Annotated in this window: 24 protein-coding genes; 20 read left to right on the top strand and 4 right to left on the bottom strand. The window is 36.0% G+C overall.

What is annotated here, in order from left to right:
* Position 1 precedes the first annotated feature (1 nt).
* The 4 genes from ACFQ1M_RS17175 to ACFQ1M_RS17160 all read right to left on the bottom strand — a co-directional run bounded on the left by ACFQ1M_RS17175 (position 2) and on the right by ACFQ1M_RS17160 (position 5,986).
* Positions 2-1,219, bottom strand: coding sequence for a TolC family protein (locus ACFQ1M_RS17175; RefSeq protein ID WP_386410583.1), 1,218 nt, complete (start codon positions 1,217-1,219; stop codon positions 2-4).
* Entirely contained in the window at positions 1,216-4,953 is a 3,738-nt protein-coding gene (locus ACFQ1M_RS17170) for an efflux RND transporter permease subunit (RefSeq protein ID WP_386410581.1), read from the bottom strand. Before ACFQ1M_RS17170 ends, ACFQ1M_RS17175 begins: the two co-directional genes overlap by 4 nt.
* A gap of 103 nt (positions 4,954-5,056) precedes the next feature.
* Positions 5,057-5,473, bottom strand: a complete 417-nt coding sequence (locus tag ACFQ1M_RS17165) for an HYC_CC_PP family protein (RefSeq protein ID WP_299217635.1) — start codon at positions 5,471-5,473, stop codon at positions 5,057-5,059.
* A 78-nt stretch (positions 5,474-5,551) separates the two neighbouring features.
* On the bottom strand, positions 5,552-5,986 hold the full coding sequence (locus ACFQ1M_RS17160; RefSeq protein ID WP_386410578.1) for a hypothetical protein: 435 nt from the start codon (positions 5,984-5,986) through the stop codon (positions 5,552-5,554).
* Positions 5,987-6,201: 215 nt separating this feature from the next.
* Here ACFQ1M_RS17160 and ACFQ1M_RS17155 point away from each other — a divergent pair, with 215 nt between their 5' ends.
* The 20 genes from ACFQ1M_RS17155 (at position 6,202) to ACFQ1M_RS17060 (ending at position 21,451) form a co-directional block, all read left to right on the top strand.
* A complete protein-coding gene (locus ACFQ1M_RS17155) occupies positions 6,202-6,624 on the top strand; it encodes an HYC_CC_PP family protein (protein WP_299217646.1) in 423 nt (140 codons plus the stop codon).
* A gap of 177 nt (positions 6,625-6,801) precedes the next feature.
* Positions 6,802-7,383: a helix-turn-helix domain-containing protein gene (locus ACFQ1M_RS17150; protein WP_386410573.1), complete on the top strand. Its 582-nt coding sequence runs from the start codon at positions 6,802-6,804 to the stop codon at positions 7,381-7,383.
* 70 nt (positions 7,384-7,453) lie between these two features.
* Positions 7,454-8,059, top strand: a complete 606-nt coding sequence (locus tag ACFQ1M_RS17145) for a WG repeat-containing protein (protein ID WP_386410571.1) — start codon at positions 7,454-7,456, stop codon at positions 8,057-8,059.
* Positions 8,060-8,120: 61 nt separating this feature from the next.
* Complete coding sequence (locus ACFQ1M_RS17140) at positions 8,121-8,549, top strand: c-type cytochrome (protein WP_062054179.1); 429 nt, start codon at positions 8,121-8,123, stop codon at positions 8,547-8,549.
* Entirely contained in the window at positions 8,549-9,709 is a 1,161-nt protein-coding gene (locus ACFQ1M_RS17135) for a hypothetical protein (RefSeq protein WP_386410569.1), read from the top strand. The genes ACFQ1M_RS17140 and ACFQ1M_RS17135 overlap by 1 nt, the downstream gene beginning before the upstream one ends.
* Positions 9,710-9,730: 21 nt before the next feature.
* A complete protein-coding gene (locus ACFQ1M_RS17130; RefSeq protein ID WP_386410567.1) occupies positions 9,731-10,051 on the top strand; it encodes a hypothetical protein in 321 nt (106 codons plus the stop codon).
* A gap of 84 nt (positions 10,052-10,135) precedes the next feature.
* Complete coding sequence (locus tag ACFQ1M_RS17125; RefSeq protein ID WP_386410565.1) at positions 10,136-10,606, top strand: hypothetical protein; 471 nt, start codon at positions 10,136-10,138, stop codon at positions 10,604-10,606.
* A 303-nt stretch (positions 10,607-10,909) separates the two neighbouring features.
* On the top strand, positions 10,910-11,128 hold the full coding sequence (locus tag ACFQ1M_RS17120; protein WP_386410563.1) for a heavy-metal-associated domain-containing protein: 219 nt from the start codon (positions 10,910-10,912) through the stop codon (positions 11,126-11,128).
* Between the two features lie 18 nt (positions 11,129-11,146).
* Positions 11,147-11,365 (top strand): SHOCT domain-containing protein, encoded by a 219-nt coding sequence (locus tag ACFQ1M_RS17115; RefSeq protein WP_299217675.1) that lies wholly within the window; start codon positions 11,147-11,149, stop codon positions 11,363-11,365.
* 17 nt (positions 11,366-11,382) lie between these two features.
* Positions 11,383-11,661 (top strand): DUF5676 family membrane protein, encoded by a 279-nt coding sequence (locus ACFQ1M_RS17110; protein ID WP_386410560.1) that lies wholly within the window; start codon positions 11,383-11,385, stop codon positions 11,659-11,661.
* 13 nt (positions 11,662-11,674) lie between these two features.
* Positions 11,675-12,385: a lycopene cyclase domain-containing protein gene (locus tag ACFQ1M_RS17105; RefSeq protein ID WP_386410557.1), complete on the top strand. Its 711-nt coding sequence runs from the start codon at positions 11,675-11,677 to the stop codon at positions 12,383-12,385.
* A gap of 11 nt (positions 12,386-12,396) precedes the next feature.
* Positions 12,397-12,915 (top strand): hypothetical protein, encoded by a 519-nt coding sequence (locus ACFQ1M_RS17100; RefSeq protein ID WP_386410554.1) that lies wholly within the window; start codon positions 12,397-12,399, stop codon positions 12,913-12,915.
* Between the two features lie 27 nt (positions 12,916-12,942).
* Positions 12,943-13,404, top strand: coding sequence for a universal stress protein (locus ACFQ1M_RS17095; protein WP_386410551.1), 462 nt, complete (start codon positions 12,943-12,945; stop codon positions 13,402-13,404).
* Between the two features lie 16 nt (positions 13,405-13,420).
* Positions 13,421-14,812, top strand: a complete 1,392-nt coding sequence (locus ACFQ1M_RS17090) for an NAD(P)/FAD-dependent oxidoreductase (RefSeq protein ID WP_386410548.1) — start codon at positions 13,421-13,423, stop codon at positions 14,810-14,812.
* Positions 14,805-16,118 carry a Na+/H+ antiporter NhaA gene (nhaA, locus tag ACFQ1M_RS17085; protein ID WP_386410545.1) on the top strand — a complete coding sequence of 438 codons (1,314 nt, stop codon included), beginning with the start codon at positions 14,805-14,807 and terminating at the stop codon, positions 16,116-16,118. The genes ACFQ1M_RS17090 and nhaA overlap by 8 nt, the downstream gene beginning before the upstream one ends.
* Before the next feature lies 1 nt (position 16,119).
* Complete coding sequence (locus ACFQ1M_RS17080) at positions 16,120-17,133, top strand: type II glyceraldehyde-3-phosphate dehydrogenase (RefSeq protein ID WP_386410542.1); 1,014 nt, start codon at positions 16,120-16,122, stop codon at positions 17,131-17,133.
* 11 nt (positions 17,134-17,144) lie between these two features.
* Positions 17,145-18,206, top strand: coding sequence for a class I fructose-bisphosphate aldolase (locus tag ACFQ1M_RS17075; protein WP_386410539.1), 1,062 nt, complete (start codon positions 17,145-17,147; stop codon positions 18,204-18,206).
* An 11-nt stretch (positions 18,207-18,217) separates the two neighbouring features.
* Positions 18,218-19,573 carry a dicarboxylate/amino acid:cation symporter gene (locus ACFQ1M_RS17070; protein WP_289194969.1) on the top strand — a complete coding sequence of 452 codons (1,356 nt, stop codon included), beginning with the start codon at positions 18,218-18,220 and terminating at the stop codon, positions 19,571-19,573.
* Complete coding sequence (locus tag ACFQ1M_RS17065) at positions 19,570-20,490, top strand: alpha/beta fold hydrolase (protein ID WP_386410536.1); 921 nt, start codon at positions 19,570-19,572, stop codon at positions 20,488-20,490. Before ACFQ1M_RS17070 ends, ACFQ1M_RS17065 begins: the two co-directional genes overlap by 4 nt.
* Positions 20,477-21,451, top strand: coding sequence for an ATP-dependent 6-phosphofructokinase (locus ACFQ1M_RS17060; RefSeq protein ID WP_289194971.1), 975 nt, complete (start codon positions 20,477-20,479; stop codon positions 21,449-21,451). Before ACFQ1M_RS17065 ends, ACFQ1M_RS17060 begins: the two co-directional genes overlap by 14 nt.
* Positions 21,452-21,459 lie beyond the last annotated feature (8 nt).

Raw genomic sequence — 21,459 nt, 5'->3', positions numbered from 1 at the left:
TTTATTGTGTTAAATAATTAATTAAGGCATATTGTATATAATAGCCCTTAATGGATTCGATAAGATTTATTTGAAATTTTAACTGCAACTCTTGAACATCTAATACATCATTAAAATCAATAGTGCCTGTTTCATAATTCTTTATCAGGATTTCTTCTGCATCGTTAGCTTGCTTTAAGTTATCCGATTGAATATTGAATTTTATTCTCGTATTTTCTCTGTTGTACTTTGCATCTGCTAACAGTGTTTCCAGTTTATTCAATCTATCTTCCTTTTGGGATTGTATTTGCAACTGCTTTAATTGATTTTGTTTTGTAATAGACTTGTATTTATTATTAAAAATTGGAATTGAAATAGACACCATTGGCATCACAATATCCTTTCCATTATCGTTAAAGTTCATCTCTGGTCTTTCTGCGACTGGAACATAGTCTAACCCAAAACCAATATTTGGGGCACTTTCTTTTTGGTTCAAAAGTTCAGATTGTTCCACAGATTCGTATAGCTTATCATACTTTATAAGTTCAGGGTTAAGCTGAAGATTTTCAGTTAAAATTAATGGGTCCTCATCCGGTATGGACATTTCTTCTGCTACAATTACCTCCGTGTTTTCATCCCGATTTAGTAGATTATTGAAGGTTACCTGTTCTGCTAAAAAATCTTGTTCTAATACTTCTTTTTGCTGTACAAGTTCATTTTGTCGTATTTGCAGACGAAGTACATCTACAGCGGATGCCTTACCAACTTCAACTGAAGTTAATGCCAGACGCTCATAGGTTTCCAAAAGCTCAATATTCTTATCTAGAACTATCTGTTTTGCTCTAATGGCGTATAATTTGTAGTAGGATTGGGAAACGGATAAAGCAAGTTTTCTTTTTGCGACTACGATATCTATATATTGAGTTTCTGCTAATGAGCTTGCATAGTTCTCTCTTGCCGTTATGGTACCAAACCAAGGCAACATTTGAGAAACCGAAAAACGTGCACGCTGCGCACCTGTTCGGGTCTCTGGCTCACTCACGAAATATCCAGCACTTACCGTTGTATTTGGCAACGTATTGACCTCGTTTACTTTTTCTTCCGCAATATTGTAACGCAGCTCAAAAGCCTGAATTTCAGGATTATTATTTTCAGCTTCCTGAATATAGGAAGCTAGTTGTTGTGCATTTGTTTCCGCGAAAGCGAAAAAAATAAGTCCTATTAAAATTATATATCTCATTTCGTCGCTCTTTTTAATTGAAATTCTTGTTTCCAGCTATACAATACGGGTACTACAAACAGTGTTACAAGTGCAATAAGCATCCCACCGAAGGAAGGAATAGCCATTGGAATCATTATATCACTACCTCGGCCTGTTGATGTTAATACTGGTAGTAAAGCTAATATGGTAGTTGCGGTAGTCATCAGACACGGCCTAATACGCTTTTCCCCTGCCTCTACAACAGATGCTCTTATCCCTTTTTTATCCGTGGGATTATTTCTGTCGAATGTTTGTGTTAAGTAGGTAGCCATTACCACACCATCATCCGTTGCAATACCAAACAGCGCAATAAACCCTACCCAAACCGCTACACTCAAATTTATGGTATGCATTTGAAACAAGTCCCGCAAATTTTCTCCAAAGAAGTTGAAATTCAAAAACCAATCCTGACCATAAAACCAAATCATCAAAAATCCACCGGCAAAGGCAACAGCAATGCCTGTAAAAACCATTAAAGAAGTTCCTACCGAGCGGAACTGGAAGTAAAGAATTAGGAAAATTATTGCTAATGCCAAAGGCACCACAACACCAAGAGTTTTCTCTGCACGCAGTTGATTTTCATAAGTACCAGTAAATCGATAATTAATTCCTTTTGGCACGATTAGTTCACCGCTATCTATTTTTTCTTGGATAAGAGCTTGGGCGTTTTCCACCACATCTACCTCGGCATATCCATCTAACTTATCAAAGAGAACATAACCCACTAAAAAGGTATCTTCACTTTTTATAATTTGTGGTCCTTGCTCATAACGAATCGTAACCAGTTCACTTAATGGCACTGGGGTTCCTTTTTCTACGGGAACATAAATATCTTTTAAGTCATTAGGATTTGCGCGTAGTTCTCTTGGGTAGCGCACACGAATACCATATCGTTCTCTGCCTTCAACAGTTTGTGTAAGTACCATACCACCCACAGAGACTTGTATAACCTGTTGCACTTGTTGTATGGAAATTCCATACCGTGCAAGTCGGTCTCTATCGATATCTAATAAAAGGTAAGGTTTCCCGACAATTCTGTCTGCAAAAACAGCTTCATCCTTAACACCATCTGCCTGTTTTAATATATCTTCCAATTGTACTCCAAAGGCTTCAATCTCATTTAAATCTTGCCCTTTCACCTTAATACCCATTGGTGCTCGCATACCGGTTTGCAACATAACCAAGCGTGTTTCAATAGGTTGTAATTTAGGTGCTGAAGTAACACCTGGAAGCTTTGTAACCTTTACGATTTCCTTCCAAATATCGTCTGGGGATTCAATTTCAGGACGCCAATTTCTATAATATTCACCTTCATCATCTGGTATCAGTTGTGAACGACGCACCGAAAAGGGATCTTTAGTTTTAGAAAGATCATAGTCAGCACCTTCGTTAACTTCACTATTTGGGTTTACAACTAAGCTTCCGTCTTTCAATACAAATAATCCATCTTCATCTACCTTAAAGCGTTGTCTTTCTCTTTTTTCATTTAGGATGTATTCAGATTTATACTGAATCACATTTTCGTACATAGATAAAGGGGCTGGATCTAAAGCCGATTCTGTACGACCAGATTTACCTACTACAGTTTCAATTTCTGGGATGCTGGCTACTGCCATATCTAATTGCTGTAACACGCGCTTATTCTCTTCAACCCCAGCGTGTGGCATCGATGTAGGCATTAAAAGGAAAGAGCCTTCATTAAGAGATGGCATAAATTCCTTCCCTGTATTTCGCATAATCATCACTCCAAAAATGATTATCGCGGTTGGCAGAGAAAGGAATAATAACTTATTACGTAACGCCCAATTTAAGATACGTACATAGTACTTTCTAAAAAGAGTAAATACACCTAGTAGTCCAAAGCAAATAAGACCAACAAAAATTAAATTTACTAGTATGCTTCGATCGACTCCTAAAGGCCTCCAATATTCTGCTAATAAGAAAATGATTGCAAAAGCCGATACGAATATATTGATAGTATTGGCACGTTTAGAGGTAATTTTTTCCTGTAATGAAAGAAAACCAACTACTCCAAACGCCATTAATATCAACCCAAGTGGAAATCCAAAAACAAGAGCAATAATTCCTGTTAGAACTAAAGCACCGTTTAGCATATAACTAAATGATTTTTTTACGCTACGTTTTTTAAAGAAATAGGCTGCAAACGGTGGTATTAAAAATAATGCTACAATTAGCGACGCTGTTAAGGCTGAAGTTTTGGTAAACGCCAGTGGACGAAACAATTTTCCTTCAGCACCAATCATTGTAAACACAGGAATGAAACTAATAATGGTGGTCATCACGGCTGTCAAAATGGCTCCAGAGACTTCGGCAGTTGCATTATACACAACAGTGTTCATAGGTAAGTTCTGCTCATTTTCGTCAATATGCCGTAGCACATTTTCTGATAGGATAACACCCACATCCACCATCGTCCCGATAGCAATAGCAATACCAGACAATGCAACGATATTTGCATCGACATTAAATAGCTTCATTGAAATAAAAACCATTAATACTGCGACTGGTAATAATCCCGAAATTAATACTGAAGCTCTTAAATTAAATACCATTATAATTATTACGAAAATGGTAATTAAAATCTCTAAAGTAAGTGCCTCATCAAGTGTCCCTAATGTTTCTTGAATGAGCTCTGTTCTATCATAAAAAGGAACAATAGTAAGTTGCGATGTCCTTCCATCGCTCAGAGTTTTTGAAGGTAAACCCGAACTTAATTCATTTATTTTCTCCTTAACATTATTAATAACGGCCATAGGGTTAGCACCATAACGGGCGACCACAACACCACCTACGACCTCTGCGCCTTCTTTATCTAAAAGACCTCTTCTTGTTGCAGGGCCGTGAGAAACTTTGGCGATGTCCTTTAAACGTATAGAGGTGAAATTTTCCGAGGTAACTACTGCATTTTCTAGGTCTGAAATAGATTTTACATAACCCAATCCGCGTATAAGATATTCTGCTTGGTTTATTTCTAATGTTTGAGCACCTACATCTTGGTTACTTTGTTTAACTGCTTTGACAACCTCGTTTAAACCAATTTTATACTGCTTCATCAACTCTGGATTGACATCCACTTGGTATTCCAATACATAACCACCAATTGAAGCCACTTCCGAAACACCGCTTGCCGATGACAATGCGTATTTTACATAGAAATCTTGAATACTACGAAGTTCCTGTAAATCCCAACCGCCAGTCACATTTCCGTTTTCATCACGACCTTCTAATGTATACCAGTAAATCTGTCCGAGACCTGTAGCATCAGGACCTAGTGCTGGATTTACACCATCTGGTAAAAGTCCGGCTGGTAATGAATTTAATTTTTCGAGTATGCGGCTACGTGACCAATAGAATTCAATATCCTCTTCAAAAATGATATAGATACTTGAAAACCCAAACATTGAAGAACTACGAATGGTTTTCACTCCTGGAATACCAAGTAGTGATGTGGTAAGCGGGTAGGTTACTTGATCCTCAATATCTTGTGGTGAGCGACCATCCCATTTTGTAAATACAATTTGTTGGTTCTCGCCTATATCAGGAATAGCGTCTACAGCTACAGGATTTCGAGGAAGCGAACCAGTATTCCATTCAAATGGTGCATTCACAACACCCCAAGCTACAAATAAAGCCAGTAATAAAACGGCTACCAGTTTATTCTCTATTAAGAATTTGATGCTTTTATTTAGCATAAAAAATGATTTTTAAGTAATTATAATTTTTGTTGACAAAACAACAAACAAGTGATTGAGTCCAAACAAATTAATGCAGGACTTCAGTACTAATTACTTAAAATCAAATAAGGAAAGTTTGGTCTAAAACTTGAACGTCCCTGACCAAGGGAGGTGGTGAGTAATCTCTAAAAGAGATATTTTCTGTTTGTAATTCTGTAAATAGATTTACGTAAGAGTAGATGAAAGTGGCAACTAATATCTGTTGCTCTTTATCTAACTTATCAAAAGAAATTTTTAGATTATCTTGACCATCAACAACGAGCTGTTCATCGCTACAACAATCTTTCTTAGTAATATCACATTCTGTTGAAGACGTTTTTTGCTGAACCTCCATACCACAAGATTCAACTTTACCAAACACTGAAGTATCCACAAGAACGTCACCGCAATAATGGCTTTCAATAGTGAAAGACATTGTTGAGACAAACACTAAAAGTGCCATACAAAATGATACTATTTTAAAAAATATTGCCTTCATTTATTTTGCAAAGCTACAAAAATTTTAACACTTTAATTTTGTTTAACAAAATTTTAGACTCTTTATATAGGTAAAATACTAATCCTTTTTACCCAATTGACTTAATTCAATAATATTCTCTACAAGGCCTTTAATTTCTAATGGTGGGTTGCCGTGGTCAAAATTAGAAGACACATATTCTTTGTCATTTGTAAACACTTTTAATTTTGCAAATGCAGCACCATCAACTTCTCTTTTATTAGTAGGAGCCTTAAGCAAGGAGAGGTGTTCAAGTTTTATTTTTTTTACCCAATCCACTAATTTCTTCCATTGTTTTTTGTCTATATCAATAATAGTACCATCACTTTCACTTCTATTTTCTTGAAAAAGAAGTGTGCCTTTTTCAACTTTAATTTTTTGATAGAACCCTCTAGAGAAAGTTTCATATTCAAAAGTAAGTCCAACCATTTTATCCTGAGAAAATACTGACTGTACCATTGCGATTGCCAGTATTGTAATAAATATCTTTTTCATAAATAAGGTAAATAATTATTATTTATTTAATCATACAAACTTATCAATCTGTATTTTATTGGAATATGACAAATATCATTATTCTGTTTAATCTTTAGATTTATATTTGTATGAATGGAAACTTGTTTAATATACGTAAAACATTAATAACAAGCATATTGAGAGTGTGAATTTATTTTACTCAAATGTTAAACAAAATTTCTTAACTTTACATTGTGAAAATTATTTTTACTAAAATATTGTCTTTCTTTTTGGCAGCATTTATATTGTTGTCAACCTCTTCTTTTACGGTGAATATGCATTTTTGCTGTGACAAATTAGTGGATATGGCTTTTTTTAGTGAAGCACAAGCTTGTAAAGACAAAGTTCAAAAGAAAAATAACCCCACTAAGAAATGTACTACTTTACAAGAAAAGGATTGTTGCGACAATCAGACTATTTTAAAAGAAGCTAGTGATACCTTTAAAAAATCGAATACGGTTTTAGAAATTGACACTTTAGTCTTCTTAAATACATTTATTTATTCTTACATCAATCTTTTTGAAGGACTAGACAAAAATATAGTTCCTTTTGAAGCGTATAGGCCGCCCTTGCTATACAAGGATATACATATTCTATACGAGACATACTTAATTTGATTTTCTACGTCGCAGTAAAAGCCCTTTTACTGCACAATTAGTTGTAGCCAGCGCATAGCTATTGGCTATATACTATTGTACCCAATTCCCGACAGTATCATTTACACATTAGACTGTAAAACATACAATTACAGGACTAACTATTGAGCAAAAGCCCAATAACAATACCCTATAAATATGACACAACCAAAAGAATTTTGGGTTAAAAATATGGTGTGTAGTCGTTGCTTAAAAGTAATAAAGCAAGAACTACTAGAACTAGGAATAACCGTCCTTTCGCTAGAGCTAGGAAAGCTTTTAGTGGAAGCACCAGGATTAAGCGATGCACAAATTAACCAAGATGTTACCAAAGTGCTACACGCAAATGACTTTGAAATTGTAAAAAGTGAAGAAGATATGCTCGTTGAAAGAATAAAAATTATTCTGATTGAACAACTTGTTGAACTGCCATTGACCTTAAAGGTTAAGACTTCGGAACATTTATCATCAACCCTTCATCGAGATTACAAGGCATTGAGTAAACTGTTCTCATCTAAAGAAAAGACCACCATTGAAAAGTACTTTATAAGATTAAAAATTGAAAAAGTAAAGGAACTCATTCAACTCAAACAACATTCCTTTTCTGATATAGGATACTTATTGGATTACAGCAGTGTGAATCACTTATCCAGACAGTTTAAAGATGTGGTTGGAATGAGCATGACAGATTATAAAAACACAGAAAATTGGAAGCGTAATTATTACGATGAAATTATATAGATAAGAACGAAAGTTATGCAGATGAAGACTAATGTCATTCGCTAATTTCATCAAACTAAAATGAATAAAAATGAAAACAATCTTCCTCACATTATTAATTATCCCAATGCTGGGAATTGGGCAAACCATAGAAGATATTGACTTTATCTCCCCTTTTCACGACGGCCTTGCCGCAGTGAAAAAAGGAAATGAATGGGCATTTATTGACCAAAACGGCTCCATAATTATTGACTTTAGAGAAGACTTTGTACTGACCAAAACAGACAAGGGTAACTTTCCTTTGTTCAGTAACGGAAAATGTATTATAACTCATCAAAAGGATGGTGTACTTTATTATGGCTTCATTGACAAAAAAGGAAAAATAAGTATTAAACCACAGTTTCTAAATGTCTCAAATTTTCAGGGTGACAAGGCCTTGGCATTAATAGTACATAAAGAGACCATAGGTTATAATGATATCTTTAAAAAAGATGTTGTCAACTACCATTATTTTGAAGTGGTCATTGATGAAAACGGAAATGTAACAGACCATTTAACTCAGTTATCTAAGCATATTTCTCCAAAATATACTAAAAGTAAAAATCCACCTGTCATCACATCTAAATTTATTTCTGATAATCTGATAGTGGTAAAAAACGATGACAATAAATGGAACTTAAGAAAGATTTCGCATTGAATTCTATCCAGACCGAATCTAAAACATTTTTAAAAACAAACACAAACTAAATCCTAATCATATGAAAACAAAAAAGATTTTTTTCAGCATAACCCTACTAGGGTTAATTTACTTCTTAACAGTAGGGTTTATCAAATCCCCTAAAACAGAATATACTCCTATAGAACAAGATAATTGGGTAGCTCCGGCAAGCGCGGATAAAATCAAGAACCCATTAAAAGGTGATGCAAAGGCAGCGGCATCTGGTAAGAAGATATACAAAATGCTATGCTTTGTTTGCCACGGTCCCAAAGGGAAAGGTGATGGTATGGGTGGCACAGGGCTTAAACCAAAACCAGCAGACCTAACAAGTTCAGCTTTTCAATCACAATCTGACGGCGCAATTTTCTGGAAGATAGAACAAGGACGTTCACCTATGCCCTCATACAAAACCTCAATCCCAGAGAAAAAACGCTGGGAACTTATTAACTATTTAAGAACCCTGAAATAATGAAAAAGCTAATCTTATCACTTTTCGTGTTTGCTTTTGGCTATCAAATTTATGGCCAAACATACAACACTTTTGAACCGAGTAAAACCCAATTTATGTTGCGTGGTTACGGACATACGGGGTTTGAATATATGGACTCTAATGACGAAACAGAATCAACATTTCTAGGCTTAACGTATGCACCAATTTTTCTCTACAAGCATTCAGACAGGTTAATGTTTGAGGCTGAATTAGAATTTAAATTAGAAGGAAATGAATTGGAGATTGGACTTGAATATGCAGATGTGATGTACGTCCTCAACAAGAATATGACAATTAGAGCAGGTAAATTCCTATTGCCTTTCGGAACCTTTATGGAACGATTACATCCTGCTTGGATAAATCGATTACCTAATGCACCTCTCGGGTATGGACATGATGGTATTGCGCCTTCCTCTGGAATTGGTGTAGAACTTCGAGGTGCTTTTGACTTAGGAGGCCCAAGGCTTAATTATTCTATTTATTCAACCAATGGACCAAGGATAAATGATGGTAGTGAAGAACCCGAGGAAGCAGGTATTTTACAATTCGAAAATTTTGAAGATAATAACCTAGCTAAAGCCTATGGCGGTAGAATAGGAATACTTCCATTTTCCGATTCATCGGCAGAATTAGGATTTTCGGCCTACTCGACAAGTGGAACCGGCACGGAAGACTCTCAATATGAGGATGTGGGTGCCTTTCTTTTTGCGCTAGACTTCTCATATGTAAAGCCTATATCACCTTTAAAGGGAATTGTAGATATCAAAGCCCAGTACAATAACTCTAATGTAGATACAGCAACATTTGTAGAAGTACACGAGGATGGAGATACTGAAGAATATTCCTTTGACAATCAAAGCAACTCATTTTATGCCCAATTAAGTTACAGGCCTACAATGGCAGAAAGTGACTTTATGAAGAAATTAGAATTCGTAGGGCGCTATTCTGATTTTAATGCCCCAGAAGGCGCAGAATGGGAAGAAGCATCAGTTCAGTATGCCTTTGGACTCAACTATTGGTTAAGCTGGCGCTCTGTATTAAAGCTTAGTTATCAAACTACCGAAACTGAAGGTGGCCACGATGGAGATGGTATTACCAACACTGATGGATTATTTATCCATTGGGCGATTGGATTTTAATTGAATCATAAATCAAGAGATATGAAAAGAATACACAAAATAACAGTAACTGTAACATCGATTCTTGTTGTTCTAACAACGATAGTCGCCTGTACATCTACAAAAGAAGTTTACACCCCTATTCCAGAAACGGAGGTAGCAGGTAGTGACCAAGAATTTAAAATGGAAAAATCAGGAGCTCAACTTTGGGGCGAGGTTTGTAACAGGTGTCATATTGCACCTTCGCCTTCAGATTATAACGATACAGATTGGGAAACCATTAGTCTACATATGCGAGTAAGAGCGAATCTTACAGAAAAGGAAAGCAAAAAGATTGAGGAGTTTCTAAAATCTGCTAATTAATAGCTGATAACCCATTCCCTTAGTAGGATGAACAGATTAGGGGGAATGGGTTTAAAAAAACAAACAATAACCTTAAAACTAAAAATGATGAAAAACACACTTTTACTTTTAACCGTGCTTGGGCTTTTAAGCCTTAGTAGTTGTACACAGGATATGAATTCCGAAACATTGCTGGAAAATCCTCAAACCCGTACTGAGGTTTTCAACACTATTTCTGAAAATCACGAATATATGTCTGCCTTTATGGAACATATGCAAAACACACCTCACGCAATGCAAATGATGCAGAATAATAAAAAGATAGTAGGCACAATGATGAAAAAAGAAGGAATGCGAATGATGATGAAGGATAGCACTATGATGCACTCTATGATGAATAATATGATGAGTGATGGAAAAATGATGGGCAATATGATGAAAATGATGCACGAAAAAGGAATGATGAGCGAAGATTGTATGGAATCGTGTACGAAGATGATGAGCAACAAGGGAATGGATATGAAAGGAATGAACAAGATGGACTCTTCGAAAAAAGATGCCCACAAACATCATTAATAATATTTAAAACTGAATAAATATGAAAAACAATCACTGGATATGGATGATTATTGGCTGTGGCTTACCACTTCTGTTCATTTTTTTAGCGCCTTCTTTTGGCATAGGTGGAGGCTCGTCCCTTTTCATCTTCATACTATTTATGTTCGCTATACATCTGTTTATGCCACACGGGTCTCACGGCCACGGAGGACACAAGCACAATAATGGGAACCATAATGGTCAAGACCATAATCAAAAGAAGTCTGCTGAAAGTTCAACAGAAAAAAGAAAAGAACATAAGCATCATTAATATCAAACACAATGAAACAAAAATTTCAAATAGAAGGAATCAGTTGTGGTGGATGTGTTGCAAGGGTCAAGAAAACATTGGAAGAACATCCCAATATTGAAAAAGTAGAGATTTTTTTAGCACCAAAAGGTGCCACGATTATTTCTATGAACGAAACGCTCTCGGTTCAAGAAATACAAAAGCAACTTGATAAGCTCAACGGATATACAATTTCAAAAATAAATCAATAACAATTAAAACTAAAAATTATGCATTTATACGACGGACATTTTGGAGGAATGCACCTAATATGGTGGATTATTTGGCTCATTTTCATCGTTTGGATTTTCTTAATCCCAACAGATATACCCTACCAAAAGACAAAAAAAGAAGATCCTTTGGACATTCTTAAGAAAAGATTTGCTGAAGGTTTCATTACTAAAGAGGAATACGAAGAATCAAAAAAGATTCTAAAATCAGATAACTAATCTTAAATCATAAAAATATGTACCGATTAAACATAAAAAAACTTGGATTTGCCTTTGGTCTTACTGGAGCCTTGATTTATTTAGGCTGTATGATTGTTATGGCTACTGCAGGACAAGAAGGCACTATTACTTTCTTTAACAGCCTTTTACACGGTTTAGATACCACCAATATTATAAGGATGGATGTTCCACTATTGGAAGCATTTTTTGGCATTATACAAACCTTCATTCTCGGATGGCTTATTGGTGCTTGTATAGGAGCTTTTTATAACGCTCAAATAAAAGTAAAAAAATAGGAGATATAGTTTTATGCAATACGTTTGGTTTATATGGTCACTAATTATTCTTGCACTTTGGGCAATAATCTACCTATTAAAAAAAGGGTATAGAAAAGAAATGCTCAAAATGAGTCTTATTACTATGCCCTTTGGTTTAACAGAACCGTTATTTGTACCAGAATATTGGTTTCCACCCTCGCTGTTTGATTTGGCTCAAAAAACAGGCTTCGATATCGAAAGCCTTATTTTTTCTTTTGCCATCGGTGGTATTGGCGTGGTACTTTATAATCTAATTTTTAAACAAAACCTTATTGAAGTAGACCATACAGAGCGAAATCACAGAAGACATCTTTTGCATAAATATATCTTATTTATACCTGCTTTAGTTTTCCTTATTCTAGCAGTTTTTACAACACTAAATCATATTTATTGTGGCACTTTAGCAATATTCATCGGTGGTCTATCCACGCTATACTGTCGCCCAGATTTAAAAAGAAAGATATGGGTTGGGGGCATCTTGTTTACCATACTGTATTTCATATACTTTGGAAGTATTCTTCCATTTTACCCCCAGTATGTGGAACTATATTGGAATCTCGACAATCTCACCCATATTCTAGTCTTAGGAATCCCAATTGAAGAATTACTTTTTGCCTTCACCTTTGGAATGTATTGGTCTGGCTTATATGAACACTTGTATTGGCATAAACTAATTAGCCTAAATAAAACTCATAATCAATAATAATTTAAAAAATGAAACGAAGATATTTTAAACAACCGAACAACGAACCCATAGTAGTAACAGTAGAAAATCCAAGTGGAAGAATCTACAAGCTATTAATCAGTATTCTATTTTTGATTTTAGCCTCAATAATATTGCTTTCGTGTTCCAACCAGAAAAAAGATAAGGCTGAAACAGCTACGCTTGCAGTCACTAAAACAAAACCCATTCAAATGAATTCAGCTGTTGCTTCTCAAACAACTTATGAAATCGTACCGAATGAAAAAGTCTGTATGGTAAACGACAGGTTTATGGGTGTAAAACAAATACCGATAGATGTAGATGGTACAATCTACTTTGGTTGTTGTCAAGGCTGTGTTGAAAAACTTCAGAAAAACATTGACAATGTCCGCTTTGGAAGTAATCCGATTGATGATACAAAAGTAGACAAGGCCAATGCTGTAATCGTTCAGGATAAAAGTAAAGGGAGCGTCTTTTATTTCGCTTCAAAACAAGACGCCCAAAGCTTTATAAGTAAAAATAAAGCCTAAAATATTTCTATTAATAAACTAAAAATTATGAAAATAGTATTGGCTCTAGACGGTTCAGATTTCAGTAAAGCAGCTGTTGAGCAGCTTAACAGAATAACCTTGCCACCAAGTACGGAGATTTGTATTATAAACGTTTACGAATTTCCTACAGCAATAGGCCCTGAACTGATGGCTACAGGTGGTAGCTTAAACAATTATTATGAAGAATTCATAAGCGGTGCTCAAAAATTGGGTGAAAAAATTGTTTCCGAAGCCAGTGACAACCTTAAGAATTTAAATAAAACACTTACCATAACCACTAGTGTTGTTAGCGGGCTACCCAAAAATGCAATTCTAGAAAAGGCTGAAGATTGGGATGCTGATTTAATTGTAGTTGGCTCTCAAGGTCAGGGTGCGCTCTCACGTCTATTATTGGGTTCTGTTTCACAATATTTAGCCACCCACGCTAAATGTTCGGTAATGATAGCAAGGGACAAAAACAACAGTTAGAGAATCTAAAATAATTATGGAAGATAATCACATACATAGTATATCATCAAAATCTGCTTGTAAAGTAACAGATGATATATGCCTACCAGATACTAATTGGCCGCGTTTGGTTATTGTAGGCGGTGGTTTTGCAGGTTTGGCTTTGGTAGAAAAACTAAAGAACAAAAAGGTACAAGTGGTTTTGTTTGACAAAAACAACTTTCATCAGTTTCAGCCATTACTTTACCAAGTGGCAACTAGTGCCCTAGAGCCCGATAGCATCGTGTTTCCCTTCCGAAAGCAGTTTAACGGTTATAAAAACGTGGTTTTTCGATTGGCAGTAGTAGAAGAAATTCAACCTACTTCAAATATTGTAAGAACCAATAAAGGAGATGTTCATTACGATTATTTGGTGTTAGCTACAGGAACAACTACCAATTTCTTCGGTATGGATACCGTAGCTGATAACAGCTTGGGGATGAAAGATATTCGCGATTCTCTCAATATCCGCCATATGATGTTGCAAAACTTAGAGCAGGCCGCTATTACCTGTGATGATGAAGAACGTGATACACTAACCAATTTTGTGATTGTTGGAGGCGGTCCTGCAGGAGTAGAAATGGCTGGAGCTTTAGCGGAATTCTGTAAATACATCCTTCCTAAAGATTACCCAGAATACCCTTCAACTATAATGAACATTTATTTGATAGAAGCTAGGGGTGAGTTGTTAAGCTCGATGTCAGACAAGGCATCATCAAAAACCCTAAAATACCTAGAAGATTTGAATGTAAATGTATTACTCAATGAATCAGTAAGTAATTATGATGGCTCAAAGGTTATCACAAATCGTGATAACATCATTATGGCAAAAAATCTAATCTGGACAGCAGGTGTAAAAGGCCAGTTTCCAAAAGGTATTGACAAAAAATATGTTGTCAGAGGTAACCGTATTAAAACCAACCCCTTTTTGATGGTAGAAGATTATAAAAACATATTCGCCATTGGTGATATAGCGGCTGTAATTACCGAAAAAACACCAAAAGGGCATCCACAGGTCGCGCAAACAGCTATTCAACAAGGAAAGTACTTAGGTACATCAATCCTAAATATCATAAAAAACAAGCCTATTAAACCTTTTGAATATCACGATAAAGGTTCATTGGCGACAGTAGGTAAACGTAAAGCAGTAGCCGATTTAGGCAAATTCAGATTTGGTGGTTATTTCGCTTGGCTACTCTGGTCTATCGTTCACCTTATGTCCATTAGCGGCTTTAGAAATAGATTGATGGTTGGTTTTAATTGGGCGGTAAGCTATTTCACTTACGAAAAGAGCAACCGCCTGATTATTAGAAATTTCAACAAACCATCAGAATCAAAATCCACAATCAATTCGCAACCCGCAGTAAAAAAAATAACAATCAATGATTAAAAGTACTGCACATAATAGCGTCTGGAACATTACGAATAAAGTATTTAGCAACACAGGAATTGTGCTTTTAATAGCAGTAACAATAGCTATGCTTTGGGCAAATTCACCTTGGCAAAGCACTTACCAAAATATTCTAAATACTACTATTTCATTTAGCATCGGTAATTTTCAATTGACCGAACCATTACTACTCTGGATTAATGATGGATTAATGGCTCTGTTCTTTCTTCAGGTTGGTTTAGAATTAAAAAGAGAAATATTAGGTGGAAAACTATCAACACCTCAAAATGCAGTATTGCCTATTGGTGCCGCTATTGGGGGAATGGTTCTTCCTGCCCTCATATATTTTATCCTCAACACTACCGGTGAAGCTTCACAAGGTTGGGGAATACCTATGGCTACCGATATTGCTTTTTCTTTAGGTGTACTAGCTCTTTTCGGAAAACGCTTACCCATTGCATTACGTGTCTTCCTAGTAACACTTGCTGTCGTTGACGATTTAGGCGGTGTATTGGTAATTGCACTTTTTTATACTTCTGGTATATCCACTATGGATTTATTTCACGCCTTTCTTTTCTTTGGATTACTAGTTATTGGCAATTATGCTGGAGTACGAAAAACTTGGTTCTATGCCATTATAGGAATAGGTGGTGTTTGGCTAGCTTTCTTCTTCTCAGGAGTACACCCTACTATTGCTGGCATACTAACAGCCCTAGCTATACCAGGTCGTGTAAAAATAAACGAGGCTACATTTTTACAACGCCTTGCGACATTACACAACAAGTTCAATAAAGAAAAACCTGTAAGAGGTTCGCTAATTTCTCATTCCCAATTAGAAATACTAGAAGAAATCAAAACTATAAGTTCAGAAGCTGAAACACCACTCCAAAAGCTTGAAAATGCTTTAAATCCATTTGTGAATTTTATCGTACTACCACTATTCGCTTTTGCTAATGCTGGTATTCACCTACACGGCAAAGTGTTGGAAGTACTTACCCATCCGATAAGTCTAGGAATAGGTTTTGGTCTCATATTCGGAAAGTTTATTGGTGTCGTCTTATTTTCAAAAATTTTGGTCTTTCTAAAATTAGCAAAACTTCCTAAAAATATTACTTGGTATCACATCTACGGAATTGCCTTTCTAGCTGGTATCGGGTTTACAATGTCCCTTTTTATAAACGAATTGGCATTTGCCGATGAAGAATTTATCTATACAGCAAAAGTAAGCATCCTGTTTGCTTCCTTAATTGCAGGCATTATCGGTTCCATCATTTTAATAAAAAATCAAACACTTAAAACAATATAATATGAAAAAAATAGCAGTAATAGGATACGGAGTAATAGGAAAAAGAGTGGCCGATGCAATCAACCTACAGGATGATATGAAGCTTTCTGGAGTATGTGATATCATAAGCGATTGGCGCATTCAAAATGCGGTAAGAAAAGAGTATGATATCTATTCAGCAACTGATGAAGCTGAAGACAAAATGAAGTCTGAAGGCATTACAATAAAAGGAAATATGCAAGAACTTTTAAATAAGTCAGACCTTGTTGTGGATTGCACCCCTAAAAAGATTGCAGCTCAAAACGTGGCAATCTATAAGGAACAGAACATCAAATTCATATTGCACGGTGGCGAAAAACACGAAACCACGGGGCATTCCTTTAGTGCCGAAAATAATTATGAATCGGCGTTAAATAGAGACGCGACCAGAGTAGTCTCTTGCAATACAACCTCTATATTAAGAACGTTAACCGCGTTAAAAAGAGCTGATTTATTGGATTATGCCAGAGGGACGCTTTTAAGAAGAGCTACAGACCCTTGGGAAAGTCATTTGGGTGGTATAATGAACACCATGGTGCCCGAAAGAGATATCCCGAGCCATCAAGGTCCGGATGCTAAAAGCGTTGACCCAGAATTAGATGTGATTACTTCTGCGGTAAAAGTTCCAGAAACTTTAAGCCATATGCACTACTGGAACGTGAAGTTAAAAAAGCAAGCCTCGAAAGAAGAAGTTTTAAATGCTTTTAAAACGTCTAGTCGTATAAAGTTTATTCAATATGACCAAGGCCTAGTCTCAAACAATACCATTAAAGAAATGTTTTTGGATATGGGAAGACCTTGGGGCGATATGTATGAAGTTGCACTTTGGGAAGATATGCTAAAGGTAGTGGGAGATGAACTCTTTTATGCCTATATCGTGGATAACCAAGCTATAGTAATACCAGAAACTATAGATGCTATAAGGGCACTTACTGGAATAGAGGCAAATGGGACTAAATCTATATCTAAAACCAATGAAAGCTTAGGTATACACTAATTCTTATCAAAATGAAAACAAGCAACAACATTATAGAAATATTAGGCGAAAAAGCACCCTATTATTTAAATCACGTCTGTGAAAAAATAACAAAAGATGAATTACTAACACCAAGTGATAATAGCCTTGACAAGGTTTTTATTAATAGCAATAGAAATCCACAGGTACTACGCAGTCTTTCACAGTTATACGGTCACGGAAATCTGTCAGGAACTGGGTATTTAAGCATCCTGCCTGTTGACCAAGGCATTGAGCATAGTGCTGCTTTCTCATTCTATAAAAACCCAGATTATTTTGACCCAGAAAACATTATTAAGCTCGCTATAGAAGCTGGTTGTAATGGAGTAGCATCAACCTTTGGCGTTTTGGGACTAAATGTCAGAAAATATGCCCATAAAATACCTTTTATTGTGAAGATTAATCACAATGAACTACTTACCTATCCTAATAAATATGACCAAACACTATTTGGTAAGGTAAAAGCGGCTTGGGATATGGGAGCCGTTGCTGTGGGTGCTACCATTTATTTTGGTTCTGAAGAAAGCAATAGACAGCTCAAAGAAATTTCAGAAGCTTTTGAAGAGGCTCATAATCTGGGTATGGCAACCATCTTATGGTGCTACACCCGAAACGAAGCATTCAAAACAGAAAAAGAAGATTATCACGCAGCTGCCGATGTAACTGGTCAGGCAAATCATTTAGGTGTAACCATACAGGCAGATATTATTAAGCAAAAACTTCCAACCAACAATTTTGGTTTTAAGAATATCGATTTCGGTAAATATGATGATGAAATCTATGAAACGCTCACTACAGAACACCCTATTGATTTATGCAGATTACAAGTAGCAAATTGCTATATGGGAAAAATAGGATTGATTAATTCAGGTGGTGGCTCTAAAGGGGAAACTGATTTAACTGAAGCTATTACAACAGCAGTAGTTAATAAGCGTGCTGGAGGCTCAGGGCTAATATTAGGAAGAAAGGCTTTTCAAAAGCCTTTCGGTGAAGGCGTTGAATTATTGAAGTTGGTTCAAAGTGTTTACTTGGATTCAAAAATCAGTATAGCATAACAAAATAGGAAATGTTTGACACGGAGATAAAATCACTTAAATCACTAAACGACTATCTGGTAAAACTGGTAGAGAATCGCCTATGGCTCAAAGTAATCATCGCTTTGTTTCTAGGTGTTGGGTTTGGTTTGCTCTTGAGTCCTCAAAATGGTTGGATATCTAAAGAAACAGCTGACGTGGCAGGTAATTGGCTAGCACTTCCTGGTGTACTTTTTCTAAAGTTGGTTCAAATGATTATGATTCCTTTGATTGTTGCATCTATCATCACTGGTATTGCAAGTAATGATAAGGGCAGCCTAAAAAAATTAGGTGGTGGTGTGTTACTCTATTTTCTAGGCACTACTATAGTTTCGGTAAGTCTTGGTACCATTATCTCTCAGCTCTTCAAACCAGGACGCTTCTTGCACCAACAGGCACTATCAGAACATAATGATGTATCATCCGTAAATTCAGAAGGCACCGAGCTGTCATTCGGACTTGAAAACATCCCTGACGCTATATCAAATTTGCTTCCAGAAAATCCTTTGGCCTCAATGGTAAGTGGTGAAATGTTAAGTATTGTGATTTTCACAATCATTATTGGTGTAGCTGTGCTATCACTTGAGGATTCTTTACTGCGCCCAGTAAAGCTTCTTTTAAGTGCCATACAGGAAGTCTGTATGACGGTAGTAAAATGGTCAATGCTTCTAGTACCTATTGCCGTTTTTGGTCTTATGGCGCAGCTTACCTCTAGTGTTGGATTAAGTTCCTTATCTGGTCTAACATACTATGTAGGAGTAGTACTTCTTGGTCTTCTATTATTGGTGATTTTCTATTTAGGACTTGTTGCACTATTGGGAAAAACAAACCCATTTCAATTCCTAAAAAAAATAAGGGATGTACAACTATTGGCTTTTTCAACGACAAGTTCTGCGGCTGTGATGCCCTTATCACTAAAAACCGCTGAAGAAGAACTACAAGTAGACAAGACCATCAGCAATTTTATAATTCCCATTGGTGCTACAGTTAATATGGATGGAACTGCACTCTATCAAACCATAACTACGCTGTTTATCGCTCAAGCCTATGGCTTGGAAATGAGTTTACTAAACATCATAGTGGTCATCGTTACCATTGTAGCTGCATCCATTGGCACACCTGCTATACCAGGTGGTGGTGTAGTTATTTTGGCTTCAGTACTCAGTAGCGTTGGCATACCCTCAGAAGGCATAATCATTATTATTGGAGTAGAAAGGCTGTTAGGAATGTTCAGGACTGCTGTTAACGTAACTGGTGATTTAACTGCTTGTGTAGTCTTCAATAAGTTTTATGGTAAAACGCCAATTTTAGTAAATAGAAATATAGTAAATGAAAGTTCAAAACAATGACATTACTACTCATATCCATAGTGTTTATTTTTCCTGTTATTGCTATAGCAGGTTATCAACATTACAAGATTGGTAAGCAACCAGCTTACAATGCCAACAAAACTTTATTGAACTATGAAATAATAGGTTCTGGAGAGAACAAACTTGTTTTGTTGCACGGATTGACAGGCTCTATAAAATATTGGAAACGTGAATTAGATGGGATTACCAAAACACATACATTACTTCTTATTGACCTTCTCGGTTTTGGTGATTCGCCAAAACCAAAAAGTGATTATTCTCTATTAAGTCAGCAACAAGCTTTAGAATTAGTTCTAAACAAGGAAGGGTTCAACGATGGAAATATACTTATTGCTGGACATTCAATGGGAGCTATAATTTCGTTGGCACTATTGGAAAAGCAACCAACTTGGTTCAAAGCAGGAATACTTATAGGCATACCTGTTTATAAAGATGTTTATGAATTTAAGAAAGTTATGTCCACACATTCCTTTGTAGATAGGATTTCAACAAGCAAATTCTCGAAATACATCTGTATGATTCATCCCATATTTATGTCAAGTGCATTCAAGCCTGATAACCTAACGGATGAAGTTTATGAAGATGCAAAAAAGCATCATTGGATGAGTTATTATTATTCGCTCACAGAAGTCATCTTGAAAACAGATTTATTTGCGATAGCAAGGAAAATTAAGGATAAAGGTATCCTTTTTATTCACGGGGAAAAAGACACTACGGCACCTTTAGAAAATGCCTTAAAATTATCAAGGGAATTTAAAAACGTACACTTTATTACTTCATCGGAAGGAGACCATCAATTCTTTCTGAAAGAGGCAGAATTTGTTTGGAAGGTAATTCAAGATTTTACTATTTCAGAAATAAGATTACAAAAAAAAATATCAAATGAACACGAATAAAATTAAACATATAGGCGTATTTACATCCGGAGGCGACAGTCCTGGGATGAATGCTGCATTGTATGCAATCACAAAATGTGCTGAAGTTAATGAGATTAAAGTAAGCGGTTTTAGAAAAGGATATGAGGGATTAATAGATGGTGATTTAATTCCATTAAAATCACACGATTTACAAAAGTTAGTACATCAAGGTGGCACAATTCTAAAAACGGCAAGAAGTGAGCGCTTTATGACCCTGCAAGGCCGTGAAAAAGCGCTACAAACTCTACGGAAAGCCCATGTAGATGCCCTAATTGCTATTGGCGGCGATGGCACTTTTAAAGGTCTATTGGCCTTTTCAGAAATATGTGACATCCCTTTTATTGGTATTCCTGGAACTATTGATAATGACCTTGCTGGAACGGATTATACCCTAGGCTTTGATTCTGCTGTAAATACTGCTATTGAAAATATTGATAAAATACGAGATACCGCTGAATCCCATAACCGTGTGTTCATTGTAGAAGTAATGGGAAGAGATTCTGGATATATTGGTATCCATTCAGGATTAGTGGTTGGTGCCAATGGTATCCTAATTCCTGAAAGTACGCAGGACTTACACCTCTTACTAGAAAAAGTTAAAAATTACCATAGCGAGGATGCATTCCTAATTGTAGTATCCGAAGGTGATGAAACAGGTACAGATTTAGTCGCATCCAAAATTAAGGAAGTCAACCCAGATATAGATTTACGAATAACAAGACTAGGACACGTTCAACGTGGCGGCCATCCATCAGCTTTTGACAGAATGCTGGGGATAAGACTTGGTGCTGCTTCTATAGACGTGCTTTTGCGAGGTTCTGAAAATGTTATGGTAGGGTTATATAATAATATGATTTGCACCACCCCATTTCAAAATGTCGTAAAACAGCATCATATAGATGAAGAATTGCAAGACCTTTTAAAAGTTTTTGGTTCATAAATTATTAA

It is taken from the genome of Sungkyunkwania multivorans, assembly GCF_042675645.1.
Lineage (GTDB): Bacteria > Bacteroidota > Bacteroidia > Flavobacteriales > Flavobacteriaceae > Sungkyunkwania > Sungkyunkwania multivorans.
The sequence above is the reverse complement of the archived record's forward strand: the minus strand, read 5'-3'. Positions and strand labels throughout refer to the sequence as shown.

Bases quoted from the DNA above. Each gene is read 5' to 3' on its own strand.
- ACFQ1M_RS17175 (WP_386410583.1), bottom strand. From the start codon at position 1,219: ATGAGATATATAATTTTAATAGGACTTATTTTTTTCGCTTTCGCGGAA.
- ACFQ1M_RS17170 (WP_386410581.1), bottom strand. From the start codon at position 4,953: ATGCTAAATAAAAGCATCAAATTCTTAATAGAGAATAAACTGGTAGCC.
- ACFQ1M_RS17165 (WP_299217635.1), bottom strand. From the start codon at position 5,473: ATGAAGGCAATATTTTTTAAAATAGTATCATTTTGTATGGCACTTTTA.
- ACFQ1M_RS17160 (WP_386410578.1), bottom strand. From the start codon at position 5,986: ATGAAAAAGATATTTATTACAATACTGGCAATCGCAATGGTACAGTCA.
- ACFQ1M_RS17150 (WP_386410573.1), top strand. From the start codon at position 6,802: ATGACACAACCAAAAGAATTTTGGGTTAAAAATATGGTGTGTAGTCGT.
- ACFQ1M_RS17145 (WP_386410571.1), top strand. From the start codon at position 7,454: ATGAAAACAATCTTCCTCACATTATTAATTATCCCAATGCTGGGAATT.
- ACFQ1M_RS17140 (WP_062054179.1), top strand. From the start codon at position 8,121: ATGAAAACAAAAAAGATTTTTTTCAGCATAACCCTACTAGGGTTAATT.
- ACFQ1M_RS17135 (WP_386410569.1), top strand. From the start codon at position 8,549: ATGAAAAAGCTAATCTTATCACTTTTCGTGTTTGCTTTTGGCTATCAA.
- ACFQ1M_RS17130 (WP_386410567.1), top strand. From the start codon at position 9,731: ATGAAAAGAATACACAAAATAACAGTAACTGTAACATCGATTCTTGTT.
- ACFQ1M_RS17125 (WP_386410565.1), top strand. From the start codon at position 10,136: ATGATGAAAAACACACTTTTACTTTTAACCGTGCTTGGGCTTTTAAGC.
- ACFQ1M_RS17120 (WP_386410563.1), top strand. From the start codon at position 10,910: ATGAAACAAAAATTTCAAATAGAAGGAATCAGTTGTGGTGGATGTGTT.
- ACFQ1M_RS17115 (WP_299217675.1), top strand. From the start codon at position 11,147: ATGCATTTATACGACGGACATTTTGGAGGAATGCACCTAATATGGTGG.
- ACFQ1M_RS17110 (WP_386410560.1), top strand. From the start codon at position 11,383: ATGTACCGATTAAACATAAAAAAACTTGGATTTGCCTTTGGTCTTACT.
- ACFQ1M_RS17105 (WP_386410557.1), top strand. From the start codon at position 11,675: ATGCAATACGTTTGGTTTATATGGTCACTAATTATTCTTGCACTTTGG.
- ACFQ1M_RS17100 (WP_386410554.1), top strand. From the start codon at position 12,397: ATGAAACGAAGATATTTTAAACAACCGAACAACGAACCCATAGTAGTA.
- ACFQ1M_RS17095 (WP_386410551.1), top strand. From the start codon at position 12,943: ATGAAAATAGTATTGGCTCTAGACGGTTCAGATTTCAGTAAAGCAGCT.
- ACFQ1M_RS17090 (WP_386410548.1), top strand. From the start codon at position 13,421: ATGGAAGATAATCACATACATAGTATATCATCAAAATCTGCTTGTAAA.
- nhaA (WP_386410545.1), top strand. From the start codon at position 14,805: ATGATTAAAAGTACTGCACATAATAGCGTCTGGAACATTACGAATAAA.
- ACFQ1M_RS17080 (WP_386410542.1), top strand. From the start codon at position 16,120: ATGAAAAAAATAGCAGTAATAGGATACGGAGTAATAGGAAAAAGAGTG.
- ACFQ1M_RS17075 (WP_386410539.1), top strand. From the start codon at position 17,145: ATGAAAACAAGCAACAACATTATAGAAATATTAGGCGAAAAAGCACCC.
- ACFQ1M_RS17070 (WP_289194969.1), top strand. From the start codon at position 18,218: ATGTTTGACACGGAGATAAAATCACTTAAATCACTAAACGACTATCTG.
- ACFQ1M_RS17065 (WP_386410536.1), top strand. From the start codon at position 19,570: ATGACATTACTACTCATATCCATAGTGTTTATTTTTCCTGTTATTGCT.
- ACFQ1M_RS17060 (WP_289194971.1), top strand. From the start codon at position 20,477: ATGAACACGAATAAAATTAAACATATAGGCGTATTTACATCCGGAGGC.